Here is a 22,958-nt window from a genome sequence, read left to right as displayed (position 1 = left end):
GCGCTACGGTGCTGGCCAAGGGCCTTCATCGTCTCCCTGATCTTACTTTCACTGTGGGGCAACAGCCCTGGAATGGAGGTGTGACATGGCGCGTCGGTCTGCACAGCGACCCCGGTCACCCAGAAAGAAAACCACTCCCGCCACCCTGGGCCACCACATGCTCTTCGGAGCTGCCGCCCTCACCCTGATGCTGTACCTCGGTTCCTGGTTTGATGACAGCACCACACGGGCCACCCTCACCCACGGCATTTTTGACCTGATCCGGTCCGTGGTGGTGTTCCTGTTGGGTTATTTCTTCAAAGACCACAGCAACCCAAAACCTGATTGAAGTTGTCCAGCAAACCAGCAAAAGGGCCGCTCAACAGCGGCCCCAGGTTTACTCTTCAGGTGTGATGGTGTACTGGCCCACCCCGGAGGACCCAGAGCGGTCCTCCAGCAACGAGCGAATGCGCATGGTTTTGAAAAGAATGACTTCCAGTTCCTGGTTGATCTGAGGGTAATTTTTTTCGGGTTGAGCGATGTGTTGTTGGAGTTGCTCGGCCAGTGTATGCCATTCCTGCAACAGCAGGTCCACTTGGTGCTGGTTCACGGTGCTCCTTTATTGCGCAGTGTCGAATCCTGTGGGTCCGCTGCCGCTGCCGCTGCTGCCGTCCATGAAACCATCTTTGACTAATCTAAAGTTGACTCTAAAGGGATTTGGAGAAATAGTCAAGCATGGACTATTCTGATGGAATGATCCATGACCCCAACGCGTTGCTGCTGCTCGGCCTCCTCAAAGGAGAACAGCAACACGGGTACCAGCTGCACGACTTCATCGAAAAAAACCTGGCCCACTTCACCCAGTTGAAAAAAGCCACCGCGTACGCCGCCCTGGACCGGCTGGAAAAAGCAGGACTGATCCAGTCCCACAACGAACAGGCCGGCAACCGGCCCACCCGCAAGGTGTATGGCCTCACCCTGCAGGGGGAAAAACACTTCCTGGAGTTGCTGCGCATCCACCTGTCCCAGCCGGACCCCCTGCCGGAATACGGCAACCTCGGGATGCTCTTCGTGAACGAACTGCCCCAGCAGGAAGTGCTGTTGCTCTTACAAGAACGGGCAAAGCTGCTGGAGCAACAGATTGAAACCCTGCAAAAAGTGCCCACCCATGAAGGCCACATCGGACGGGGACTGATCGGGGTGGACCTGACGGTCTCCAGACAGCTGAACCTGCTTCAGGCGGACCTTGAGTGGCTCAAACGCACCCTGCACACCCTGCAAAGTCAGCCAGACCACGCTGGGATCACCCAGAGGGCGTGACTGGGAGGTTCAAAAACATCATGCTGCCCACAAACAACCCTCCCAGCAGACAGCACAAGAGCAACAGCACATCCCTGGCTGGCCCGGGTTTCCATTCCTGCACGGTGAACACCCCCACCAGGGTCAGGCAGCACCACACCCAGAATTGCAAGGTGTGCCCCAGGCCGAGGTCAGGACCGTGAATCTGCAGTTGCACCGCCAGGAAGATGCTCAGAATCATCACCAGCACATGCAGCACCCACAGGCTCTTTTTGTGGTGCAGGCTGTGCAGCAAGCCCCTGAGATAGAGAAAGAGGGTCGCTGAGAGGGTGACGCTGCCTGCAGCGAGTCCACTGGCGAAAATGGCCGTCATCAGGGCAGAATCAGGCATGGAAAGATCGCCTTTCTGCCTTGCAGCAAAGCAAAAGGATGATGGGTCATGCCAGCACTCTAGGGCACATTGCTGTCTGGAACCCCAGCAGAACCTGAGCAAAAGCTGAGTGAAGAAAGGGTTACCAGTCTCAAAACATTCTCATGAAACTCCGGTCAGGATGGGGAGCATGTCTCACATTCTGGTGGTCGATGACGATGCCCGCATGCGCATGATGCTCCGACGTGGCCTGGAATTCGAAGGCCACCTGGTGCTCGAAGCCGAGACCGGCAGTGAAGCCCTGAACCTCTTGCGGACCCGCAACATCTTGCTGGTGATCCTCGACATCACGATGCCAGACCTCTCCGGACTCGAGGTCCTGAAGAAGGTGCGCTCGTCCAGTGAGCACATCCCGGTGATCTTACTCACCGCCAAAGACCACCCGGACGACCATGTGTACGGGCTGGAGTCTGGTGCAGACGACTACATCACCAAGCCCTTTTACTTTGATGTGCTGCTGGCCCGGGTGCGCCTGATCCTCAAGCGTTTCCAGCCGGACACCAAACAGGAGTTGCGCCATGCAGACCTGCACCTGGACCTGCAACGCCACCAGGTGACCCGCTCTGGCCGCATCCTGGGCCTCTCTCCTCTGGAATTCCGGTTGCTGCAGTGCTTCATGGAGAACCCCGAGCGGGTCTTCACCAAACCGATGCTGCTCGACCGGGTGTGGGGCATGGATTACTTCGGAGATGTCAATGTGGTCGAGGTGGCCATCAGTGCCCTGAGGCAAAAGCTGGAGGAGGGTGGAGCCAGCAGACTCATTCACACCATTCGCGGGGCCGGGTACATCCTCCGGGAGGATTGAGGTGCCCCGTGCTTCCCTCTCCCCTCTCCTGCTGCGTCAGGGGATGCTGTGCGGAGCGCTGCTGCTGTTCTCGCTGCTGTGCTGGGGACTTTACGCCAAGAACCAGCGGCAGGACATGGACCGTCTGCTGATCCTCACCGCAAGTCAGGTGCAGGCAGGACTCGAGACCGCTGGACCAGTGTACCTTCAACACCTGCCTGCTGTGGACCTGCAGGTCCTGTGGTATGGCCCTGAGGGCCTGGTGGTGGCCAGGTCAGGCCCTTCGCCCAACCCGACCTTGAGACCCACCCGTCCACAGCAGGGTTTGATCCGGGCTTTGCCCTGGTGGATGGAACATCTTCCTTCACTCCAGAAAAAACCCGTGCTGACTGAGGGCGCAACGTTGCGCACCCTGGAGGTGCAGGGGGAAAGGTGGCGTTCCCTCACCTGGAGTTTTGCAGGACAGCAGGTGCTGGAGGTCCGGTTTCCCCTGATGCAGATGGAACAGGCCCAGAGGGTCCTGCTGGTTGTGATGCTGACGCTGACCCTCCTGATGTGCGTGTTGATGGGGGTGATCCTGCAGCGGACCACCAGAAGGGTGCTCGCCCCCCTGCGGGACCTCACCCGCACGGCAGACCGCATTGCACGGTCACGCGATCTGTCCCAGCGGGTGTCGTCTTTTCCCCACCAGGACGAACTCGGGGACCTGTCCAGCACCCTCAACCAGATGCTGGACAACCTGGAGTGGGCGGTGAAAGCCCAGCGTCAATTTGTGGCCGAAGCGTCCCATGAACTCCGGACGCCCATCACCATCGTGCGGGGGAACCTGGAGTTGCTGCAACGCTACCCCACCATGCTGCCAGAACAGCGCGACGCCATTTTGCATGACGCCCTGCTCGAAATGTCCCGGCTGGGACGCCTGGTGGAGGACCTGCTGACGGTGGCCAAAAAGGACGCCGGACTGAAACTGCTGCTGGGTCAGGTGCACTACTCGGAGGTGGTGGTGGAGGCGGTGCGAAACGCCCAGAAACTCAAATCTGAACAGCACCTCAGTCTCATTCAGGACACGGACCTCTGGGTGAAAGGGGACCGGGACCGCCTCAGTCAACTGCTGCTGATCCTGCTGGACAACGCCCTCAAGTACACCCCGCAAGGGGGGCACATCACCGTGCAGGTGACCGGGCAGGCGGGATGGGTGACCACCGTGGTGCAGGACACCGGAGTGGGGATGACCCCAGAGGAGGTCCGGCAGGTGTTCGAGCGCTTCTTCCGGGCCGAGCATGCCCGTGAGCACAACCCGACAGGAAGCGGCCTCGGACTTCCCATCGCCCACTGGATTGTGGAGCAGCACGGGGGAACGGTGGACGTTCAGAGTGAGGTGGGCAAAGGCACCCAGGTCACCTTCACCCTCCCCATGTGGACCGCTGGACATGCAAATGCCTGAGTGATCCCTTGTGCTCAGCGTTTGCTCAGCTTTCAGCAAGGTCCTGCCCAGTTGGGAGGTCTACCCTCACCTGAAGGAGATTCCCATGCTGAGCCTGAGAAACCTCATTGAAACTGGACAGATCCGCACCCGCACCAGAACCCTGGGACCCATCGTCGATGTGGTGGTGCACCACGAACAGGGGGTGGTGCTGGCTTACCTCACCCGCCTCGGACCGCAGAGGCCCCTGGAAGCCGTGATGCTGGATGCGGTGCTGGACCATGATGGGGTGCAGGTGACCATCCACTCTCCCGAAGACGTGCTGCCGCTGGGCAAGTTGCCCCGACTGAAATTGCTTTCCGAGCACGGGCAGGTGGTGGGAAGGCCCTGGCTGGACCCGCAGGGCCGGGTGGCCGGAACCCTGGAGGACCTCACATTCGATGAGATCACCGGCAAGGTGGTGTACTACAGCATCCGTTACCTCCCCCAGGGGCCTGCAGATGAGCGGGGAACGTCCACAAGGAGGCATTGAATGCGGGTGCTGTTGTTTCACACCCACGCGCTGGGGGGAGTGGACCACCACCTGAGGGCCCTGGCGTGCCACCTGTCCCGAAAGGGCGTGGAGGTGCAGCTGCTTTCCCCCTGCCCGTGGACGTTCCCGGAAGATGCACGGGTGACCGTGCACCCGTTTGAGGGGAGAGGGATGGGTTTGCACCTGCGCCTGTTCTCCCCGTCGACCCTCCATCAACTCTCTGCGCTGGTGAAAGAAAAGCACATTGATGTGGTGAACGCCCACGGTTTGCTCCCGGCGGGATTGAATGCAGCGTTCAACCGGGACCTCACCCGCCTGCCTTTCCGGCTGGTCACCACCCTGCACGGCAGTGACCTCCCCTCCACCGTGTGGGACGGGGAGACCCGGGCAGCCCTCCGGTACGGGCTGAGTCGTTCAGATGCCCTCACGGCGGTGTCCTCGCACGTGGCCACCCAGCTGGGGCAGCACCTGCGCCTGGAGTCCCTGCCCAGGGTGCAGGTGGTTCCACCGTTCGTCCAGCAAGGAACGTCCCCGGAGCGAGCCAGGGTTGCTGGTCCCCCGGTGGTGGTGCACGTCACGAACTACCGGCAGATGAAACGCTCCAGGGACGCTCTGTTTGTGCTCAAAGCGGTGCTCGGTGAGCAGAATGTCACCCTGCTGATGGTGGGAACCGGGCCGGACCGTCTGGCCTGCGAACGCCTCGCGAAACATCTCGGGGTGCAGGACCATGTGCGGTTTCTGAGCCTGCCCGGAGACCTCGGTCCTACGCTGAGGCTGGGGCAGGTGCTGTTGCTGCCCGCAGAACATGAAACCTCAAATCTGCTGTCCATGCAGGCCCTGCAGTGGGGGGTGCCCATCGTGGCTGCGCAGGCCGGCAGCACCCCTGAAGTGGTTTTGCCGCAACGCACCGGCACCCTGCATCCGGTGGGGGACGTGCAGGGCATGGCCCGGGGGGTTTTGCAGGTGCTCTCGCAGTGGGACCAGTACCATCAGGAAGCCCTTGCTTTCAGTGGTTCCTTCCATCCAGACCGGCTCACCTCACAGTACCTGCAGGTGTACCAGCACAGCCTGACCGGGGAAGGCAGGCAGGAAGGCCTCAAGGAAGGGTCCCCTGTGTTGTCCCTGCTGGGTTGACCGACCCGTCGGGGATGCGGGAAACAGACCCCTCTGGGCTGGAAATCCACCTGCGTTCGGTTCGATGAGGGAAATTCAAGGGCAGGTTGGCTCCTCGGGTCACTTGCAGCACTCAACAGAAACTGTGAGCTGATGACACAACAAAACCTCAAGGAGCCAACCTGATGCACAACAAGCAGACTCAAAATGGACCCTGCTCAGGGATGCGAACTGTCCCAAAAGCCCCTTCATGCTCGCTGAAAAGGCTTCGCAGAGGAGCACAGCAGGTGTGTTCCGGACAGGAGCTGGTGATTAGAGATTCGGCGTAGCCTCACCCTACCTGATGAACACCAGAATGTGGTTTTGATGCTGGGTTGGAGAGGAACCTCGAAGGAGGCTCTGTGCACCTGAACTCCCCATGCTTCTCGCTGCTGTGACCTCAACAGGGTTTTTGAGGATGTCGATCGGTGCACCCTCACCTGGGACCCGGAGGCTGAAGCCTGGGTTGCCATGTTGTCAGAGCCACCCTGCAGCAACGTGGAGGTCAGGTTCGGTGGTCTACCGTGTTGACCCAGAAACCTTTAGCTAGACCATGAAAACACAGGGCATCTCCCTGCCAGTGTGGGGGCCCACTGCCTTCTGGAAGTGAAAGGTGAGCCGTCTTTTGATTTTTTAATCATCGCACCCCACGGGTTGCAGACCGTGGGGCATTTGGATGAGAAGCTTGTGGCCTCCCTGGGAGGTGTCAAGTTTCTGCCAATGTATGAGGGGTTAAGGTGTCATTGCTGTCAGCTGGTATCATGCACCCCTTTTTTCTTGCTCTGAACAATTTTCTCGGGAATCTGGCCTGAGAACCACCAGAACACCAGACCACAGGTGGAGCCTGGTGGCAAAAAACCAGGCTCCAAAGTGGGCGCTTAAGAACAGCTCCCTGTTTTTCCTTGGCAGAAAACTTTTGCTGTTCAGTCAGATGTTGCTCCAGCCCTTCACTTGATGAGCAACGGCAACCTCACCCGCACTTCAGTTCCCACCCCCACCGTGCTCTCCAGCAGGATCTCCCCTTTGTGCTCCTCCACAATCCACTTCGCCAGGGAAAGCCCCAGCCCACTCCCCCCTGGATCCGTGAGGCCTTCTTGTTTCGCCCGGTAATGCCGCTCAAACACCCTTCCCAGCTCCTCAGCAGCAATGCCCACCCCGGTGTCCCGAATGCACAACTCCGCCTTGCCGTTCCGAGACCTCAGGCGGAATGACACCGAACCCCCATCCGGTGTGTATTTGATGGCGTTGCTGGTCAAAATCACCAGCAACTGCTTCAGGCGATCCGGGTCCCTACAGACCGCACAGGCATCCACCTACCCGACATGCAATTGGATTGATTCTCGGATGTCTCATTGGTGGCGTGGTCCTGCTGATGGCCAGAGGCATCACCCCCACCCTCCACACCGGACGGGCACTGGACCCCGAGCACCTGAAGCAAACGACGCCACACTGGATTTGACATTGTGTTTTCGAGGTCTCTGAGGACCACAGAACAGCCCTGCGGTTCTTTTTGGCCTCTCAAAACAGTCTCTCAGGGTCCCATGACTTTTCTGAAGGTCACGAGCAGGGTATGCTGTCCACAACCCATGCCCACCCTGAACCTGAAGGTCAATGGCATCTCCCACTGGGTGAAAATCGCCGGGCAAGGCCCTCCCATTCTGGCTTTGCATGGCGGCCCGGGCGGCAACCACTTCGTGTTTGAGCACACCACCGGTCCAATGCTGGAAAAGTTCAGAAAGCTGATCTACCTGGAATCCCGGGGCTGTGGCCGTTCACAGAGGCCCACCAACGGGGACTGGAGCATCCCCGCCCTGCTTTCAGACCTTGATGAGGTGCTCACGCAACTGGAGCTGCCAGAAGTCACGCTGTTCGGGAATTCCTTTGGGGGTGGACTGGCCACCACCTATGCCCTGACCAGACCCCAGCGGGTGAAAACCCTGATCCTGCAGGCCCCCTGGTGGTTTGGCATGGATGTGGCCTCCCACCAGATTTCCGGTTTCCTGCCGCTTCTTCCTCCAGCCCTGAGAACAGAAGTGCAAAGCCTCCTGCTGCATCAACCAGCCCGGGACACCCTGGAATTCATCTGGAGCCAGATCGAGGGTGATGTGGCCGACCGTTTTTTGTTTGAGGACCTTCAGGTGGCCGCCCTCAACCGTCAACTCTGGGAGGAAAGTGGACTGGTGAACACCGGAGAAATGCATGACTTCCTCCTGCAGCACCCCCCTGATCCCATCCACCACCGACTGGGTGAACTGTCATGCCCCACGCTCGTCTTGCTGGGAAAGCACGACCGCAACATTCCTGTGGCCCAGACCCTGACGCTGGCTTCCAGCATCCCCAACTGCAAGGGGGTGGTGTTTGAGAACAGCGCCCATTTTCCTGATCTGGAAGAGGCCCTTCGGTTTGTTCAGGCCATCAAGGATTTTCTGTTGCCGACCTGAGGTTCATCGCCACCTGATGGGAAGGCGAGGTCGTCTTGCAGCAGGCCTTTACACTGAAAGCGAAGGGGTCCAAGTGAGAACAGCCATTTTCATGCTCCTGGTGTCTTTTGAAATCATTTCACTGTGGGTGTTCTGGACCTCGGGACGAAACAGGGGAACGACCAAACAGCGTGTTGCACTCCTGGTTTTGATGGTGGTCTCCTTCCTGACCCTCACCCTGCTGGCGTTTCACTGGGTCACTCCAGATGAGACCTGGGGCATGATGGTGGATGGTGGTCCCCCCGGCCCCCTGGGACGAAGGGCCTTTCCACCCCTCTTCTGGCCATTGAGTTATGGCCTGCCTTTTTTGCCTTTCTGGATGCCCAAATTGATCATGGATGATCTGGACCATCCCCAATCGGTGTCCCTCAATGCTTTCAGGTTTTCCTTTGTGTATTTCTGGGTCCACCTCCCTGCGGTCGGGCAGGTTTTGAATTGATGCCTTCAGCAAAGGGTATGCTGAGGGCATGGACTGTGCTTTTCGGTGGGTTGTTGTCTTCTGGCTGGTGGCCAGTGGCGTTGCTCAGGCCGTTCATGTGCTGGAAAGCCACGAGGACCTTGAGGTGACCTCCAGCAAAGTGTTGAGCATCGAAATTCGGCCTGCCCGTCAACTCAACCCAGACAGCACCTTCTACAAGATCACCGCCAGCATTTTGATGGACAGCGCAAAAGCCGATGGTTTTCTGTGCACCCAGGACATGGAATTGATGTGGTACAGCACCAGATCCGGTGTGCCTCAACAGGCTTATAGTGAGCTGTTCACCCACCTGAGAACTGCAGGCTGGAAGGTCAAGTTTGTGGGTACAGCCGGTCCCAGGGTGCATTACCTTTTCACCCGGAACACTGCTGTGGTGTATGCGGCATTGTTCAATCCCAACCTGGTTCAGAAACACAATGATGTGTACGATCTGTTGTGGTGCAAAGCCAGAAGAAGCTGAGCCAGAAGGTGTTTTGAGGCACAGGATCTCCAGCAGAGCCTCATCCAGGCGGGCTCAGGCGGCTCTGGGCCAGTAAATGATCACGGCGGCGCCAATCAGGGCAATCAAAGCCCCCACCATGCTGGGTGCGTCTGGGGACTCACCCTCCACGATCCAGCCCCACAACAGGGACAGCACGATGAACAGACCACCGTAAGCGGCGTACACCCGCCCGAAATCCAGCACCTGAGGTTGCAGAGGGTAGGCAATGATTCGTGAGAAAACCTATTTTTTCATCAAATTTTACTCTCCCAGACCTTCTTTCCTTGATTACCCTTTGTGATCCAGCATCACAGGATCTGGCATGCGCTTCACCTCCCAGTCATACCGACCAAACCGGTTCAGAAGCCCCATCCAGTAAGGATTGAGATGCCTTAACATCTCCTCCAGCGCCAGCTTTCCGGTCCGTTTCAGTTCCCTGATCTGTCTGGTGAGCAGGTACACCGTGTGAAACACCAGGCAGTTGGCCACCATCAGGTTGGACTTGATCAGCTTCCCGGGTGCAGACCCGCTGAAGGTGCTTCCTGGTCGATCAGGGTTAATGTTGTTGATGGTAAGCGAGGTAAAGGCGACTGAGCATGCCCTCCACATTCCGTCCAGTGACGTTCGAGAGCAAGACCACCCCCAACTGCTCATCCGGAAAGTAAGCCATGAATGACGTGTAGCCCGGCAATGCCCCACCATGACCCACATACGTTTTGCCCAGCAACTTGCCCACCGTCACACCGTAAGCATAAGGATTGCCCCGGGGATCGGTGAACACAGGGGAGGTGAACCTCTGGACGGATTCCGGGGCCAGCAGTTTGCCACTGAGGATGCCGGGAAGCCACTGGGCCAGTTCCCGGGGGGTGGCAGACAACCCGCCTGCAGCATGGGTCACCTCATAGGTGAACAGGTTCGCCTTTTCAAAGCCTTCCCCTGAAGGCTGATGGCCTTCTGCCCGGGCTGGCACCACCACATCATCCCGGTGGAAACCGGAAGCTTTCCATCCCAGGGGTGAGAGCACCTTTTGCTGCAGGTACGTCTCATAAGGCATGCCAGAAGCCACTTCGATCACCCGGCCCAGCAGGATGTACCCCGAGTTGCTGTAATGAAACCCTTCGCCTGGCTTGAAATACACAGGCTCCTGGTCAAAAGTCCGTGTGAGTTCCGCCAGGCTGGGTCTGGTCCCGGAAAAGCTCAGCAGGTTTGCCCGCTCGGTGAAATTGAAGACCCCGGAGGTGTGGGTGAGCAGGTGGTGCAGGGTGATGTTTTGTCCGTTGGGATAATCGGGCAGGTACGTGCTGAGGGGATCGGTGACTTTGAGTTTGCCCTCTTCTTGCAGTTTGAGTACGGCCACAGCCGTGAAGCTTTTGGTGATGGAGGCCACCCGGTAGACGGTGTCCGAGGTGTTGGGAAGGGACCGGTTCACATCTGCCAGACCGACCGATTTCTCAAAGGTGATTTTGCCTTTCTGGGTGATGATCACGGTGCCCATGAACGCCTGGGTGTCATGGAAGATGTCCACGAGCTGAGAGAGGCGGGCCTGGGGGTCCATGCCCTGGGCGCAAGCAACCGTCAGAACCACGGTCAAAGACATGCAGAGGGTTTTTTTCATGTGCGGCTCCAAAAAGTTGAGGTGTGCTTGCAAGACTGGGCTGACAGGCAGGATGCTTCGGGTGGCAAAACATCCGACAGGGAGAAAGCCACGAGGCCTGCAGACCCTGCACAGTGGCCTGAAATCAAAGTCCTGTCAGGTCCCGGAGTGGGATGGTCTACTGCTGCCTGAGCAGAGGGAAGCACAGTCACGGGTTGCGGTTGTAGGCCAGGTAAACCCGGGTGAACAGTGCAGGCAGGTCATGGCGGGTCACGTTGGAGAGCATCACCACACTGATTTGCTCTTCTGGAAAATAAGCCATGAATGAACTGCCTCCGGGGAGTTCACCCGAGTGGTTCAGGTGATCTTTGCCCAGGAGTTTGGCCACCACCACCCCATACCCGTAGTGGGCTCCAGGCAGGACCACATGGGGAGCCATGAACGCCTGAACAGATTCCGGGGAGAGCAGTTTGCCACTGAGGATGCCTGGAAGCCACTGGACCAGTTCCCGGGGGGTGGCGGACAGGCCGCCTGCAGCATGCACCACTTCGTAATTGAACAGGTCTGCTTTTTCAAAGCCCTCCCCTGAGGGGGTGTAGCCTTCAGCACGGCCCGCCACCACCTGGTCATCCTTGTAAAACCGGGTTTTCTCGAAGCCCATGGGAGCAAGCACGTGTTGCTGCATGTAGGTTTCAAAGGGCATCCCGGAAGCCTTTTCGATCACCCGGCCCAGCAGGATGTACCCCGAGTTGTTGTAACGGTACATGGCACCTGGTGCAAAATTGACCGGTTCATTTGCAAACTTCTTGGTGAACTCCTCCAGGCTGGGCCTTTCTTTGCGCAGGCTGGCAAGGTCGGTCCGTTCAAAATAGTTGAAGATGCCCGACGTGTGGGTGATCAGGTGATGCAAGGTGATGTTTTCTCCATTTGGGTAATCGGGCAGGTACTTGCTGAGGGGATCGGTGACTTTGAGCTTGCCCTCCTCTTGCAGTTTGAGCACCGCGACCCCCACAAAGCTTTTGGTGATGGAAGCCACCCGGTAAACGGTGTCTGAGGTGTTGGGGATGGATTTTTCCAGGTTGGCCAGACCGACCGATTTTTCAAAGGTGGTTTTGCCTTTCTGGGTGATGATCACGGTGCCCATGAACGCCTGGGTGTCATGGAGGGTGTCGATGAGCTGAGACAGGCGGGGTTGGGGGTCTGTACCCTGGGCAAAAGCACCACTGAGCAGAAGGGAGAGGGAAAGCCAGAAGGTTTTTTTCATGTGGGACTCCAAAAAGTTGAGATGTGCCTGTGGGATGCTGGATGGCGCAGGTGTGAGAAGGTCCAGAGGCCAATTCAGGTTTCAGGGCAAGAGAGCAGGGGACGTGGGGAAGTTGAAGGGACGAGGTGAGCTGGCATCCAGTGTTCACGGGTGAAATCCACCTCCAGCACCTGAAAGCCACCCTCGCAGGTGCCTCCCACCACCCCGGTTTTGCCTTCTGGTGTGGTCACCAGTGTGCCTGGTTCGAGAGGGGGGCCTTGTTCTGAGGGAAGGGTTTTAAAAGCCTCCAGCGAAGGGAATTTTCGCAGGCTGGACAGCAAAAGCCACCCTCCGACGTCGGGTCGCACTTCCATGATCTGCAGGTGGTCCTGTACCTTACGCAACACCACTCCCAGGGTTCCCCTGGGGATTTGAATCAGGAAGTTTTTGCTCTGTCAGGCCCGGAGATGGGTGCATTGGGCACGAGACGGGTGGTTGGTGGCTTTGAGGCAAGGGGTCAGGAAGGAAAAAGGGTGAACCAGAGGGGTATGGATGAGGGTACATGTGGCCTCCTGAGCAGTGGAGGAGGTGCAAGTGTAAATCGCCTTCATGTCACACCGGGCCACAGAATGCCTGATGTGACGAACAAACGCACGGGGGGTTGGGGTGGCGTCCAGAGGTTCCTTTCAGGGTGTGATTCCAGGTGCCCAGTGGCAGTTCACTACCGGGCACAGGGGTTTTCTTTTGGCTGTTCTGATTAAAGTCGACTGGACTTCTGATGTCAATGACTTTCCGAGAACGATTGCACAATCGTTCTCGGAAAGTGGCAAAGGGCTTTTCTCTCTTCATGTTTATCATGTGAAGCTTTGTTTCCCTGGATGGTCCATGATGATGGGTCCTGCACAGCGATCTGTTGCCCCAAATGACAAGCATGAATCGCAGATTGCTGACAACGGTTTCTTTTGACAAGCCCATTGCTTAAGACAGTTGTGTTTCAGTCAAAAGCTCTGACCGTGAAGAACCCGTCACCTGTTTCACCCGGTCATGGGGAGTTCAGCAACAGCAAAGCCAGGCCCTGGGCAGGAATGGTTCCCACGGCTTTTCCTGCTTTCACTTCCAGGGAGCCCAGCAGGGATTGTGCGGTGTCCACCCCTGCTGAAACGGAACCCAGGTCCAACTGCACCTGTTGCCCGGTGTCTTGCAAGTTGACCACCACCAGCACACGCTCTTTTCCCAGCTGGCGGATGAAGCCGATCACCCCGTCAGGGGCAGCGAGGGGCAGGTAGCCTCCCGTGCGAAGGGCCCCATGCTGCTGGCGGATGTGCAGCAGGGTCTGGTGGTGTTTCAGGAGCGAAGTGGGCTCTTCCTGCTGGGACTGCACCGAGATCAGGGGATCCTGGGTGCTGAAAGGTTGCCAGGGGGCAGCTGTGCTGAAACCGGTCCGCCTCTCAAAGGTCCAGCGCATAGGGGTACGCTTTTGCTCGTCCGAGGGTCCAGTTCCGTTGGGCATGCCAATTTCTTGCCCGTAGTACAGAAAGGGGGTGCCCGGGAGGGTGAGGAGCAGGCTTGCCGCCACCCGCCACTGCCCTGGGGTGAAGTTGGGCCTTCCGAGGTCGTGGTTGCTGACAAAAATTCCGTCCACGGCCCCTTCTGGATAGTGGCGGGTCACCCCATCCAGGGTCTCAAGAATGGGGGTGGCATTTGCCGTCTGGATGCCTGTGACCAGGGCCGTTTGCAGGTCAAAATCAAAGCCCAGGTCCTGTCCCTGACCATCCACAAAGTACTTTGCCACGGTGGGGGTCTCGATCCAGGCTTCGGTGACCACCATCTTGTCAGGGCCGTGGGCTTTGACCATCTGGGTGAATTCCCGGGTCCAGTTCAGGGTCTCAGCGCTGTCTGGACGGTTGTCGGTTTCGCCTTCCAGGATGTAGCGGGAGGCGTCCACACGGAAACCATCCACCCCCAGATCCAGCCAGAATTGGGCCGCCTGATCCATGGCCGATTTGACCTGGGGATTTTTCCAGTTGAGGTCGGGCATTCCACCCCAGAACACCCCGTAATAGAACTGGTCTCCGCTTTTGTGCCAGGTCTGCCCCTGGTTGTCCCAGGGCCTTCCCCAGCCGGGGTTGGTGGTTTTCCAGACATACCAGTCCCTTTTGCTGGAGCCAGGCCTGCGGGCGTCTTTGAACCAGGGGTGCTGGTCGCTGGTGTGGTTGGGAATCCAGTCCAGGATCACTTTGATGTTGTGTTTGTGGGCTTCCTCCAGCAGGGTTTTGAAGTCCTGCAGGGTGCCGTACTCCGGCTGGATGTTCTGGTGGTCGGTGACATCGTAACCGTGGTAGGAGGGGCTGGGGTAAATGGGCATCAGCCAGATGGCCCCCACCCCCAGGTTTTTGAGGTACTCCAGCCGGGAGGCAACACCTCTCAGGTCTCCGATACCGTCTCCATCACTGTCCTGAAAAGACCGCACAAAAACCTGGTAGAAGGTGGTGTTGGCGTACCAGCTGTTTTGCACGGCTTCAGTCAAGGGGGGCCTGGGGAGGTGCTGGGCCTGGGCGCAGCCGATCAGCAGGAGGGTCAGCAGGGTGGGTTTAAAAGAAATCACATGGAGGTCCTCTGAAATGCAGAAAAAGGCAGGGTTGGTGTGGCCTGACAACTGGTAGCGCTTCCATCTGGAAGGGCTGGTGGGTCAGGGGCCCACTTGTTTTGCAGGAAAGGTGAACCGGTCAACACACCTGTCAATCCAGGGCATCGGTGCTGAAATTCCCCACAAAACCGACCAGGGAGGTGAGCTGACCTGCTTCATTGAACCGCACCACATCAAAGCCCTTGACCAGCAGCGATTTGTCTTTGCGGTAGATGGCCCAGGCCATGCGGGCCACATTGTGGTGCCGGGCCACCGGGCCAAATTCCACCGTGAAACCCGGGTAGGAATTGTGCATGCCGGTGATGATGTCACTCAGGCCCTGGTGGCCCACAGACTGACCGTAATCGTCCACGTAGTCAAAGTCTGCAGAGAGCACTTTTTCCATCAGGGGAAGTCTTTTTTCCGGAACGCTTTCCTGCCAGATCTGACCGTAGGTGGTGATGGTCTGGTTGAGGGTCTGCAGCGTCTGGGCGTGCACGGTGGACAGTGCAAGCAGGGTCAATGTGATCCACTTTTTCATGGGGCCTCTTCCGCCAGGCATGGAAATGTGTCCTGGATGGTCCTTCTCGGACCACTTGCCTGGCTGAGGTCAATGTAGCAGAAAAACAGATCACTGACAACATTGTGATCAGTGCAAACATTTAGACATGCGTTGCAAGGGTTGAAGCCTCACAAACCCTCGACCAGCTGGTCAGAGACCATGCGGGCCAGGTCCTCAAGCGAAGACCGTTCCACCCCGGGCAGCACAATGCCCTCCATGCGAATCTGGGCCATCCCATGCACCATGCCCCAGCACATCAAAGCCTTCTCACCCACCGGACCGTCCCGGAACACCCCCTGCTGCTGTCCCCTGAGGATCAGAGTTTCCAGCTGAGCAAAAGCCTCCATGGACAGCTGCGCCACCTGGGGAAACGACTGGTGCCGGGCCAGTACCTCCCCGAACATTACCTTCAGCAAATGGGGATGCTGGTCTGCAAACTGCAGGTACACCAGACCACTCTGTTCAATGGCCTTCACAGCGTCCGGCTCCTCCAGCTCACCGGACTCGGCATGGGCCCGGATCAACATGCGAAAGCCCTCCGCAGCCAGTTCGGCCAGCAACGCCTCCCGGTCTGGAAAATGCCGGTAGATGGCACTGATGCTCACACCGGCACGGCGGGCCACTTCCCGCAGGCCAAAGGCAGCCAGACCCTCGGTTGTGAGCAGGTCCATGCTGATTTGAAACAGGGCATTGCGGAGGTCACCGTGGTGGTAGGGGCGTTTGCGGGAAGAAGGGTGCTCGGTCATTGCATCCCATGCAATATAACATGCCAGCCCACTGTTGCCGGATGTCCTGAAGCATCTGGACCAAACACCAGGGTGTCATTCAGATGTTCCAGCAAGATCTCGAGGAGCGTCCTTGACAGCATGGGCCTGTTCTCAAGGAAATTTCAATCTTTGAAATCCATCCAGAAGTGAGGTGCCCCACATCCTGGCAAAGTCGCACTGCCGAGGTGAGACCATCAAAGCAGGAGAACGTGCAAAACAGTACTTCTCCGCCATCCAGGCCGATCAGCAAGGCCTACCCACTCACCTGTGGTCAGGAAACATCCTCAAATGGAGGAACCCAGGCCGACCGCCCACCGCAGGCTGTGAAGTCTTCCCTTCTCCCTTTAAACGGTTCAGGCCAGCCTTGCTCTGACAAGGCTGGCTGTGCGAAGCAAGCCCTGTACAATGCTGAACAGCGTTTCCTGCTGGAACTTGAAAAATCCATGTGGAAGCACAACAGCTCAAACTGGAAAGTGCTGGTGCTCTTTTCAGGTATCAAATCATCCCCCACACGCCAGGGCGGCAAAACAAAGTGTTCCATGTGGGGGTTCATCCACCTCTTCCAGCCAGAGATGGAAAACCAGGCCCCCTGAAAGCCCACGGGTTGCCCATCCTTTAGTATGAAAGCAGCATGACCAAAATCACCATCAAGGATGTCGCCAGGCATGCCGGGTTGCACCCCAGCACAGTCTCCCGGGCCATCAACAACCACCCTGAAATCAAACCAGAAACACGCGCCCGCATTTTGCAGACGATTGAGGAACTCGGCTTCATCCCTGACCGGGCTGCGCGCAGTTTCCGGACCGGCAAAACCCAATCGGTCAGTGTGATTCTGCCCTCCTCAGGCAACGATTTCTACATCCGGCTGATCAACAGCATCGATGAAACCCTGGAGGAGCACGATTACGATGCCGGGGTGTACCCACTGCTCTCCGAGCGTCGCCTGACCCGCTACCAGAACCCCAGTGCGCTCCCTTATCAGACCGACGGGTTGATCCTGGCTTCCCTGGATCCGGAGCAACTGTACGACAACCTCCTGACCATTCAGGGGCTGCCCACCGTGGTGCTGGAAGTACACTCCAGGCACTTTGACAGCGTCACCCTCAACAATGCACTGGCAGGGAAACTGGCCGCCCGGCACCTGTTGGAGCGTCCAACCGAGACTTTTGTGATCCGCTATGCGGCCTCACCTGAACAGGCAGGGGTGCCCAACAGCGGGGTCTTTGAAGAACGGCTGCAGGGATTCCTGGACACCTTCAGGGAGGCAGGAGCACCCCTGCCTGCAGAGAACGTGCTGTCCTCTAATTTTGATGAAGACCAGATCCATCAGGCGGCCCAGGCAGTGCTGGGACAAAGGAAGGGAGCCATCAACGTTTTTGCTGTGTGTGATGACTTCACTCGTGTCATCATCGAAGAGACCCAGGTGGGGGGCCTGACCCTGGGGGAAGACGTGCGGCTGGTGGGTTACGACCACGGACTTCGCGCCCACCATCTGGGCCTCGCCAGTGTGTTCCAGGCCGTGGAGGACATGGGTCGGATGGCCACGGAGATGCTGATGGAACGCATCGCCAACCCCACCTTGCCTGTCCGTCACCTGCAACTGGACCCGGTGCTGAAAGTGGGCCTCACCTGAAGTTCTACAGGTGCGCACGAAAGGCTCTGGCTTTGAAGCCGCGCAGCCTGATGGTTGATGAAGGCGATTGGATGCATGACCTGAAGAGGCAAAAAGGCAGAGGTTCCATGGAGCAGCACGCCATCTGGGATCAAAACAGAGGAAATGCGGAGGTTGAGTTCCTCAGCCGTGGCCACTACAGAGGCAGAGAACACTTGTAGAGGGCAAAACACCACGAGGCTTCATCATCCCAAATTCATGGGCTAAAAAACATTTTGTGGGACGTAAAATTCCTCCAAAAAAATAGGCTTTCTCTCGAATCATTGCCAACCCTCTTGCAGGGTGGGAAGGATACCGTAGAGGACCAGGATCAAGCCACCGAGGATGCCGATCCACAGGGGCCTGCCTTCCCGAATGCAAATCCACACCAGGTACCCGCCACCTATCTCGGCGAGGCCTGCCGCAGGAACAACAAGATCGATTTCAGCATGTGCTGGTTATCGCAGCTTTGCTGGATTCAGATCCGGTTCCGGCGGGACCTCCACCACAGGGCGAAGAGGACAATGAGGCCACCGATGCCCAGCAGAAGCAGGTCGTATTTCTTGCCCCAGGCGAGGAAACTGCTCAGGCCAAATCCTGCCCCTGCAGCAAAGAGGATCGGGGCAAGTCCACAGCACAGCACGCCATGCGGCCACCCACGATCGGCGCCTGATGCACCAGGGTGCTGCTGCCGTCCCCTGCGGTGGGAACGTAACAGAGGGTGCGGGTGTAGCTTCCGGTGAAGGTGCTGCCTGCCAGCACGTTGATGCGCTCCGCTCCGGCAGTGGAGGCCCGGGAATTCAGGAGGGTGGGGTCGGGTTGTTCTTCCAGGGACTCGGTCACCTGGGTGACACTGTCCTCCACGTAAATCATTGAGAGGGTGACACTGGTGGGGGTGTTCTCAATGGGGGTCTGCAGGGGCACCTTCACCGACACCGTCACGGTGCCCTGGTAATCGCCCGTGGCCGGGTTGGCATCCAGGGTGCGGCCTCCACCCGTACGGTCCACCACGTAACCGTAGGGGAGCACATTCTCGATGCTGGTTGGGAGTCCGTTGAGGGTGCTGGTTTCACTGAAGGTGAACGCCTGAAAGCTCTGGGTGCCGCTGACCGACCCGTCCGGTGCGAGATGCCCGGATGGGAGCACCTGCAGGGCCAGGGCGGGGTTGGCGACCGTGCCGTCGGCCTTCTTGAGGGTGCGCACCGCGGTGTTGAGGAGGGTGTTCTGGGTGTCCACCGCCACGAACGTGACGTTGGTCTTGCTGGTGGGGCTCGGTTCGCCAGCAAGGCTGGCATTGCGGACCTGGTACGTGGTGGAAATGTAACGGTACCCGCCCGAGTCCACGGTGGAACTGCGAACTGCGCGCAATTGAATGCCGGTCACCGTCAGGTCCTGCGGGGAGACCCGGGTGGATTCACCCACCGTGAGGTCCAGGGTGCCGAGGACCTCAAACCGTTGGGGGTTTTCAGGGAGGCCGGAGGTGCCACAAGCCGAGAGCAGCACACCCAGGGCCAGGATCGAGGAGAGGCGTGGGGTGTTCATCAGCAATCCGGATCCACGTAGGGATTGCAGATTCCCACAGAGCCGGCCTGCAAGGTGAGGTTCTGCCACTGTCCGGCTTTGTGCAGGCGGGGCTTCTGGTAGTCGGAGGGTGTCCTGGTCCCGGGAAGGGGAGAGGATGCTGGGGATGGAGAAAAGGCCATGGGGCCTCCTGTGGGCAACCGGAAAGGTCCGCTTCAGGGGATTTCCAGTTGTCTTTGGATCAGGTTCATTATGGTCATTGACCGCCAATGTGTTTTGAGCGAAAGGTCACAATCGTTGCGGCATGAAAGGTTCATTTCAGGGCTCTGCTTGCAGGTGCTGCCTCTGAGGTCAAAAGCTTCCCCTGGCGTGTGCACCTCCCAACTGTCAGGCTTCCTCACTGGTCTCCAGCACACCCTGCAGGCACCTGCGCCAGCCGTGCTGGCCGGTGAGGGCGGGTCGGTCCACCTCCGAGAACTGCCTTTCCAGGCGCTCTGCCCGGATCTGCAGTTGCACTTCGAACGGCACACGCACGTCCAGGGGGGCGTGAACGTGCAATCTCTCGTACAGCAGGTGGAACACCACGAAGTGCTGCAGGTGGGTGTTCAGGAAAAGCAACGTGTTGTGTTTCAACACCGAGATGTGCCCGTCTTGCAGGTGGACCACCAGTTGCCCCCCGGTGAACACCTGACCGAGCACCAGGAGCGTCTGTTGTCTGAAGGTGCGCACGAACGGGTCGTGCAACACGAACACCCCGAAAGGACCATTGCCGAACATCGGGGCGGGCAGTCCAGGGTGCTCCAGGAACCGCCGGGTGCCCTCTTCCAGGGGGAGTTGTGGGAGGGGCACCGGGCGCAGTTTGCTGCCATAATGCCCCTGGATCCGCTCCACCCAGGTGCTTGCAGGAGGCTCAGGCACCGGTTGAGGGGAAGGGAGGGTGAACCTGAAGCCTTTCACCTTCCTGCCACCTGCCCTTCCTGAGCCTCGGGGGGCAGGCCCCATTGGGACATCAGGTCCGCCGCCACATCCCGGAAGATCGGGGCGGCCAGCTGGGAGCCGTAATGGTCTTTTTGTGCCCCGTGCACCATCACCACCACCGTGACCTTCGGGTGGTTGCTGGGGAAGAAACCCGCGAAGAGGCTGTTGTACACCTCACTGGAGTACCGTCCGTTCACCACCACCTGCGCGGTGCTGCTCTTCCCGGCAATGCCGTACCCGTGGATGCCGGCGTTCTTCTGGATGCCGTCTTCCACCACCCGCCGCAGCACCTCCCGCATGGTCTGGGAGGTCTGGGGGGAAATCACCTGCCGGTGGTCCCACACCCGCTCTGCAGTCACCAGGTGAGGGGGGACGTAACGCCCATCGTTGGCCAGCACGTTGAAGGCCGCAGCGACCTGCAAGGTGTTGGCCGTGAAACCCTGCCCGAAGCTGATGTTGGCTTTCTGGATGTCGCTCCACTTCTGCCAGGGGTGCAGCACCCCGTCTTCGGCGTAAAGCCCGTCCAGGGGGGTGTCCTGTCCGAAGCCCACCTGCCGCAGAAACCAGTGCATCTGCTCGGAGGAGACGCGCTCAATCAACTGGCTCATGCCGACGTTGCTGGAGTACCTCAGAATCTCCCGGGTGGTGAGGGATGGGGGGTGTGAGACCGCATCGTGCAGGGTGTGCCGTCCCACCCGGCGGGTCATGGGGGTGTCAAACCGTTCCTCCGGGTGGGTGAGGCCCTGATCCAGCAGGGACGCCACCGTGAGGGCCTTGATGACACTCCCGGGCTCCAGGGAATCCACCAAGGGACGGTTCTTCCAGCGTTCACGGGGGTGGTCGCGCCAGCGGGCAGGCTCAAGAGGGGGCCACGAGGCCGCCGCGAGTATTTTGCCGGTGTGGGTTTCCAGGATCACCCCGGCCCCACTCACCCCGAGGTGGGCCCGGGCACGCCGGTCCAGGTGGGCTTCCAGGGAGGCCTGCATCCACGGCTGCAGGGTGAGGATCACGTCCCGTCCGGCCTGCAGGTCCTGCTGGTGGGACCTTTCGAGACCGGAGAGGCCCTCGTCGGTGCCCAGCACCCCGATCAACGCCCCGGCAAGCCTCCCTTGTGGGTACCGCCTGTCCTGCGAGCCGTCCGGGAGGGTCAGGCTCTGGGCGAGGACGCTGCCATCCTCGGTGATCAGGCGCCCCCGCAAAGGTGCGGCATTCAGGGCAGGGGTGTGGGGGAGGTGGAATTCCAGTTGTGCATAGCGGTACAGCAAAGGGGTGAACAAGAGGATGCTGACCGCCACCAGAAAGCGGCTGCGTGAACGGATGCGTTGCGGATTCACCGGAGGTCTCTCATTTCATCCACGGCAACGGAGCACGGGGGGACTCCGGGGCTGCCGGGTGGTCCAAGTGAGGCAGGTGGTACAGCAACCGGCGGTACAGGAAGCCCAGGCGGTCCTCGGCGTAATGCAAACTGCGCTGCACCGCCTGGGCCCGCAGCTGCTGGTAGGTCCGTCGGTCCTCCATGAGGTTCAGGACGGCACCCGCCATCTGCTGCACGTCACCGGTGGGCACCAGCACCCCACCCTGACCGTGATGCAACACCTCCAGGTGGGCCCCGGAACGGGAAGCCACCGCAGGCACCCCACAGGCCAGGCCGTCCAGCAGGTACTGACCGTGCGCTTCGCCTTCACGGGTGAGCAGTTGCAGGTGCACCCCCTGAAAGTGACGCTCCTGCAGTTGGGTGCCGTGCACCAGATTCACCTGCGGGAGCACCCCAAGGCTCCGGGCGAGGTCCTCGCAAAGCTGCAAAGCTGCTGGCTGACCCACCATCCTGAGGATCGCACTCCGCTGCTCCAGCACCCTCTGCAACACCAGCAAGGCGTCCACGGAGCGGGCTTTGCTGGACACCCCCGCAAAGTGCAGCAGGGTGACCGGCTCTTCCGGGGGCAATGCCTGAGGGGTGAAGCGCTGGAGGTCCACCCACGATGGGGTCACCTGCGCTGTGCGCCCCACATGCTGTGCCAGCGTGCAAGCCAGGAAGCGGGAACGGGCCGTCACATGATCGGCCATCCCCAGCACATCCCGAACCACTGGCAGGTGCCTGGGGTCCATGAGCTGGGGTTCAGAGCCGTGCACCGTCACCACCACCGGGTGGGCTTGCCCGGTGAGTTTCCGGGCCTGCACCGCCGCCTGGGTGGAGAGCAGCACGTCATGGGTGTGCACCACCTGAACGTCATGCTCCAGGGTGAGGGTGGCCACCTGGTGCAGGGTGGAAAACGAAAGCGCCGGGTTTCCTGCCCCGTGGTCCTCATCCACCTCCAGGGGGTGCAGGTGCAGGTTCTCCCGCACGTCCACAGGCAATTGATGGGGGTTGGGGTGGTGGTTGGTGACCAGGTGCACCTGGTGGCCCTGCCGGGCGAGGTGCACCGCCCACAGGCGCACCACCGGGGCGTTCCCACCCACGTTCGGGTTGAGAATCAAGACCTGCATGAAGGGTGCTCCTGCGGGATGAGGGCCAGTTGGAGGGTGCGGTGGGGGTGAAGTTGGAGGTCCATGCCGGCACCATAGGCCATGAACCTTGATGAACGCTTTGCGGTTCCTGAGCAAAAGCTGAGCAACACAACCCCAGCGCTGGGCAGGCCCTTGCAAAGGGGAGTTCTCAGTGGAAGCCATGGTGCTTTGAAGCACACACCAGGTCACCCTTGAAAAAACTTCAGGCAACAAGGTTGAGGTTTCTTCAGCTTCAACCCCGTTGAACATGAAGGACACCTGCTTGACAGGTGCACCTGTGGGTTCCATGCCTCTGGATGTCCTGTGTTTTCAGAGCGCTGTTCCCAGGCCAGTGGTGCTGCGGGTGTCCTTTGCTGAAATGACCTTCCAGTAACCCAACTCGACAGGAGGTTCACGCCTGTGCAAGCGACCCCACAGCAGGCAACCAGATTGTGAAAGCCACCAAGTGGCCGGTGGGAAATGGACGTTTGCCT

General features: G+C 59.3%; 26 protein-coding genes. 10 read left to right on the top strand and 16 right to left on the bottom strand.

From position 1 onward, the window contains the following. Positions 1–85: 85 nt before the first annotated feature. Positions 86–328, top strand: a complete 243-nt coding sequence (locus DC3_RS06100; protein WP_146883064.1) for a hypothetical protein — start codon at positions 86–88, stop codon at positions 326–328. A 48-nt stretch (positions 329–376) separates the two neighbouring features. Here the strand turns inward: DC3_RS06100 and DC3_RS06095 are convergent, their stop codons facing one another. Next, positions 377–589 (bottom strand): hypothetical protein, encoded by a 213-nt coding sequence (locus DC3_RS06095; protein WP_146883062.1) that lies wholly within the window; start codon positions 587–589, stop codon positions 377–379. Positions 590–714: 125 nt separating this feature from the next. On the opposite strand from DC3_RS06095, the gene DC3_RS06090 reads away from it, so the two are divergent. After that, positions 715–1,299: a PadR family transcriptional regulator gene (locus DC3_RS06090; RefSeq protein WP_222594704.1), complete on the top strand. Its 585-nt coding sequence runs from the start codon at positions 715–717 to the stop codon at positions 1,297–1,299. On the opposite strand, the gene DC3_RS06085 is transcribed toward DC3_RS06090, so the two are convergent. Further along, positions 1,283–1,669 (bottom strand): hypothetical protein, encoded by a 387-nt coding sequence (locus DC3_RS06085; protein WP_146883060.1) that lies wholly within the window; start codon positions 1,667–1,669, stop codon positions 1,283–1,285. The genes DC3_RS06090 and DC3_RS06085 overlap by 17 nt on opposite strands. A gap of 169 nt (positions 1,670–1,838) precedes the next feature. On the opposite strand from DC3_RS06085, the gene DC3_RS06080 reads away from it, so the two are divergent. The 4 genes from DC3_RS06080 (at position 1,839) to DC3_RS06065 (ending at position 5,581) form a co-directional block, all read left to right on the top strand. Then, the gene (locus tag DC3_RS06080; RefSeq protein WP_146883058.1) at positions 1,839–2,513 is read left to right on the top strand and encodes a response regulator transcription factor; all 675 of its coding nucleotides are present in this window, start codon (positions 1,839–1,841) and stop codon (positions 2,511–2,513) included. Position 2,514: 1 nt separating this feature from the next. After that, positions 2,515–3,936 carry a HAMP domain-containing sensor histidine kinase gene (locus DC3_RS06075; protein WP_146883056.1) on the top strand — a complete coding sequence of 474 codons (1,422 nt, stop codon included), beginning with the start codon at positions 2,515–2,517 and terminating at the stop codon, positions 3,934–3,936. 85 nt (positions 3,937–4,021) lie between these two features. Then, positions 4,022–4,447 (top strand): hypothetical protein, encoded by a 426-nt coding sequence (locus DC3_RS06070; protein WP_146883054.1) that lies wholly within the window; start codon positions 4,022–4,024, stop codon positions 4,445–4,447. Further along, on the top strand, positions 4,448–5,581 hold the full coding sequence (locus tag DC3_RS06065; protein ID WP_146883052.1) for a glycosyltransferase: 1,134 nt from the start codon (positions 4,448–4,450) through the stop codon (positions 5,579–5,581). It begins immediately after the preceding gene. 965 nt (positions 5,582–6,546) lie between these two features. Here the strand turns inward: DC3_RS06065 and DC3_RS06060 are convergent. After that, on the bottom strand, positions 6,547–6,912 hold the full coding sequence (locus tag DC3_RS06060; RefSeq protein ID WP_146883050.1) for a sensor histidine kinase: 366 nt from the start codon (positions 6,910–6,912) through the stop codon (positions 6,547–6,549). Positions 6,913–7,185: 273 nt separating this feature from the next. Here DC3_RS06060 and DC3_RS06055 point away from each other — a divergent pair, with 273 nt between their 5' ends. From DC3_RS06055 to DC3_RS06045, 3 genes are all read left to right on the top strand, one after another. Further along, on the top strand, positions 7,186–8,040 hold the full coding sequence (locus tag DC3_RS06055) for an alpha/beta fold hydrolase (protein ID WP_186815868.1): 855 nt from the start codon (positions 7,186–7,188) through the stop codon (positions 8,038–8,040). A gap of 73 nt (positions 8,041–8,113) precedes the next feature. Then, the gene (locus tag DC3_RS06050; RefSeq protein ID WP_146883048.1) at positions 8,114–8,518 is read left to right on the top strand and encodes a hypothetical protein; all 405 of its coding nucleotides are present in this window, start codon (positions 8,114–8,116) and stop codon (positions 8,516–8,518) included. A gap of 28 nt (positions 8,519–8,546) precedes the next feature. Beyond that, a complete protein-coding gene (locus tag DC3_RS06045) occupies positions 8,547–9,017 on the top strand; it encodes a hypothetical protein (RefSeq protein WP_146883047.1) in 471 nt (156 codons plus the stop codon). Between the two features lie 54 nt (positions 9,018–9,071). Here DC3_RS06045 and DC3_RS06040 read toward each other — a convergent pair whose 3' ends face one another. The 8 genes from DC3_RS06040 to DC3_RS06005 all read right to left on the bottom strand — a co-directional run bounded on the left by DC3_RS06040 (position 9,072) and on the right by DC3_RS06005 (position 15,809). Continuing rightward, entirely contained in the window at positions 9,072–9,242 is a 171-nt protein-coding gene (locus DC3_RS06040) for a YnfA family protein (RefSeq protein WP_246130568.1), read from the bottom strand. An 84-nt stretch (positions 9,243–9,326) separates the two neighbouring features. Beyond that, positions 9,327–9,647: a Tn3 family transposase gene (locus DC3_RS29935; RefSeq protein ID WP_281292440.1), complete on the bottom strand. Its 321-nt coding sequence runs from the start codon at positions 9,645–9,647 to the stop codon at positions 9,327–9,329. After that, entirely contained in the window at positions 9,595–10,653 is a 1,059-nt protein-coding gene (locus DC3_RS06030) for a serine hydrolase domain-containing protein (RefSeq protein WP_146883044.1), read from the bottom strand. Before DC3_RS06030 ends, DC3_RS29935 begins: the two co-directional genes overlap by 53 nt. A 187-nt stretch (positions 10,654–10,840) precedes the next feature. Continuing rightward, entirely contained in the window at positions 10,841–11,896 is a 1,056-nt protein-coding gene (locus tag DC3_RS06025) for a serine hydrolase domain-containing protein (protein WP_146883043.1), read from the bottom strand. A 74-nt stretch (positions 11,897–11,970) separates the two neighbouring features. Next, positions 11,971–12,282, bottom strand: coding sequence for a hypothetical protein (locus DC3_RS06020; RefSeq protein ID WP_146883042.1), 312 nt, complete (start codon positions 12,280–12,282; stop codon positions 11,971–11,973). Positions 12,283–12,917: 635 nt separating this feature from the next. Continuing rightward, on the bottom strand, positions 12,918–14,480 hold the full coding sequence (locus DC3_RS06015) for an alpha-amylase family glycosyl hydrolase (protein WP_186815866.1): 1,563 nt from the start codon (positions 14,478–14,480) through the stop codon (positions 12,918–12,920). A 133-nt stretch (positions 14,481–14,613) separates the two neighbouring features. Then, positions 14,614–15,042 (bottom strand): hypothetical protein, encoded by a 429-nt coding sequence (locus DC3_RS06010; RefSeq protein ID WP_146883040.1) that lies wholly within the window; start codon positions 15,040–15,042, stop codon positions 14,614–14,616. A gap of 149 nt (positions 15,043–15,191) precedes the next feature. Beyond that, positions 15,192–15,809: a TetR/AcrR family transcriptional regulator gene (locus tag DC3_RS06005; RefSeq protein WP_146883039.1), complete on the bottom strand. Its 618-nt coding sequence runs from the start codon at positions 15,807–15,809 to the stop codon at positions 15,192–15,194. 652 nt (positions 15,810–16,461) lie between these two features. On the opposite strand from DC3_RS06005, the gene DC3_RS06000 reads away from it, so the two are divergent. Then, positions 16,462–17,463, top strand: coding sequence for a LacI family DNA-binding transcriptional regulator (locus tag DC3_RS06000; protein ID WP_146883038.1), 1,002 nt, complete (start codon positions 16,462–16,464; stop codon positions 17,461–17,463). A 299-nt stretch (positions 17,464–17,762) separates the two neighbouring features. Here DC3_RS06000 and DC3_RS05995 read toward each other — a convergent pair whose 3' ends face one another. The 5 genes from DC3_RS05995 to DC3_RS05975 all read right to left on the bottom strand — a co-directional run bounded on the left by DC3_RS05995 (position 17,763) and on the right by DC3_RS05975 (position 22,464). Further along, the gene (locus DC3_RS05995; RefSeq protein ID WP_246130566.1) at positions 17,763–17,870 is read right to left on the bottom strand and encodes a YnfA family protein; all 108 of its coding nucleotides are present in this window, start codon (positions 17,868–17,870) and stop codon (positions 17,763–17,765) included. Positions 17,871–18,066: 196 nt separating this feature from the next. Beyond that, positions 18,067–19,023 (bottom strand): hypothetical protein, encoded by a 957-nt coding sequence (locus DC3_RS05990; RefSeq protein ID WP_146883037.1) that lies wholly within the window; start codon positions 19,021–19,023, stop codon positions 18,067–18,069. Between the two features lie 366 nt (positions 19,024–19,389). After that, the gene (locus DC3_RS05985) at positions 19,390–19,959 is read right to left on the bottom strand and encodes an SUKH-4 family immunity protein (RefSeq protein ID WP_186815865.1); all 570 of its coding nucleotides are present in this window, start codon (positions 19,957–19,959) and stop codon (positions 19,390–19,392) included. After that, entirely contained in the window at positions 19,956–21,314 is a 1,359-nt protein-coding gene (locus tag DC3_RS05980; protein ID WP_146883035.1) for a peptidoglycan D,D-transpeptidase FtsI family protein, read from the bottom strand. Before DC3_RS05980 ends, DC3_RS05985 begins: the two co-directional genes overlap by 4 nt. A gap of 10 nt (positions 21,315–21,324) precedes the next feature. After that, positions 21,325–22,464 (bottom strand): glycosyltransferase, encoded by a 1,140-nt coding sequence (locus DC3_RS05975; protein ID WP_186815864.1) that lies wholly within the window; start codon positions 22,462–22,464, stop codon positions 21,325–21,327. Between the last annotated feature and the right edge of the window lie 494 nt (positions 22,465–22,958).

This window comes from Deinococcus cellulosilyticus NBRC 106333 = KACC 11606 (genome assembly GCF_007990775.1).
Taxonomy (GTDB): domain Bacteria; phylum Deinococcota; class Deinococci; order Deinococcales; family Deinococcaceae; genus Deinococcus_C; species Deinococcus_C cellulosilyticus.
This window is presented reverse-complemented; position numbering and strand designations above follow the sequence as displayed.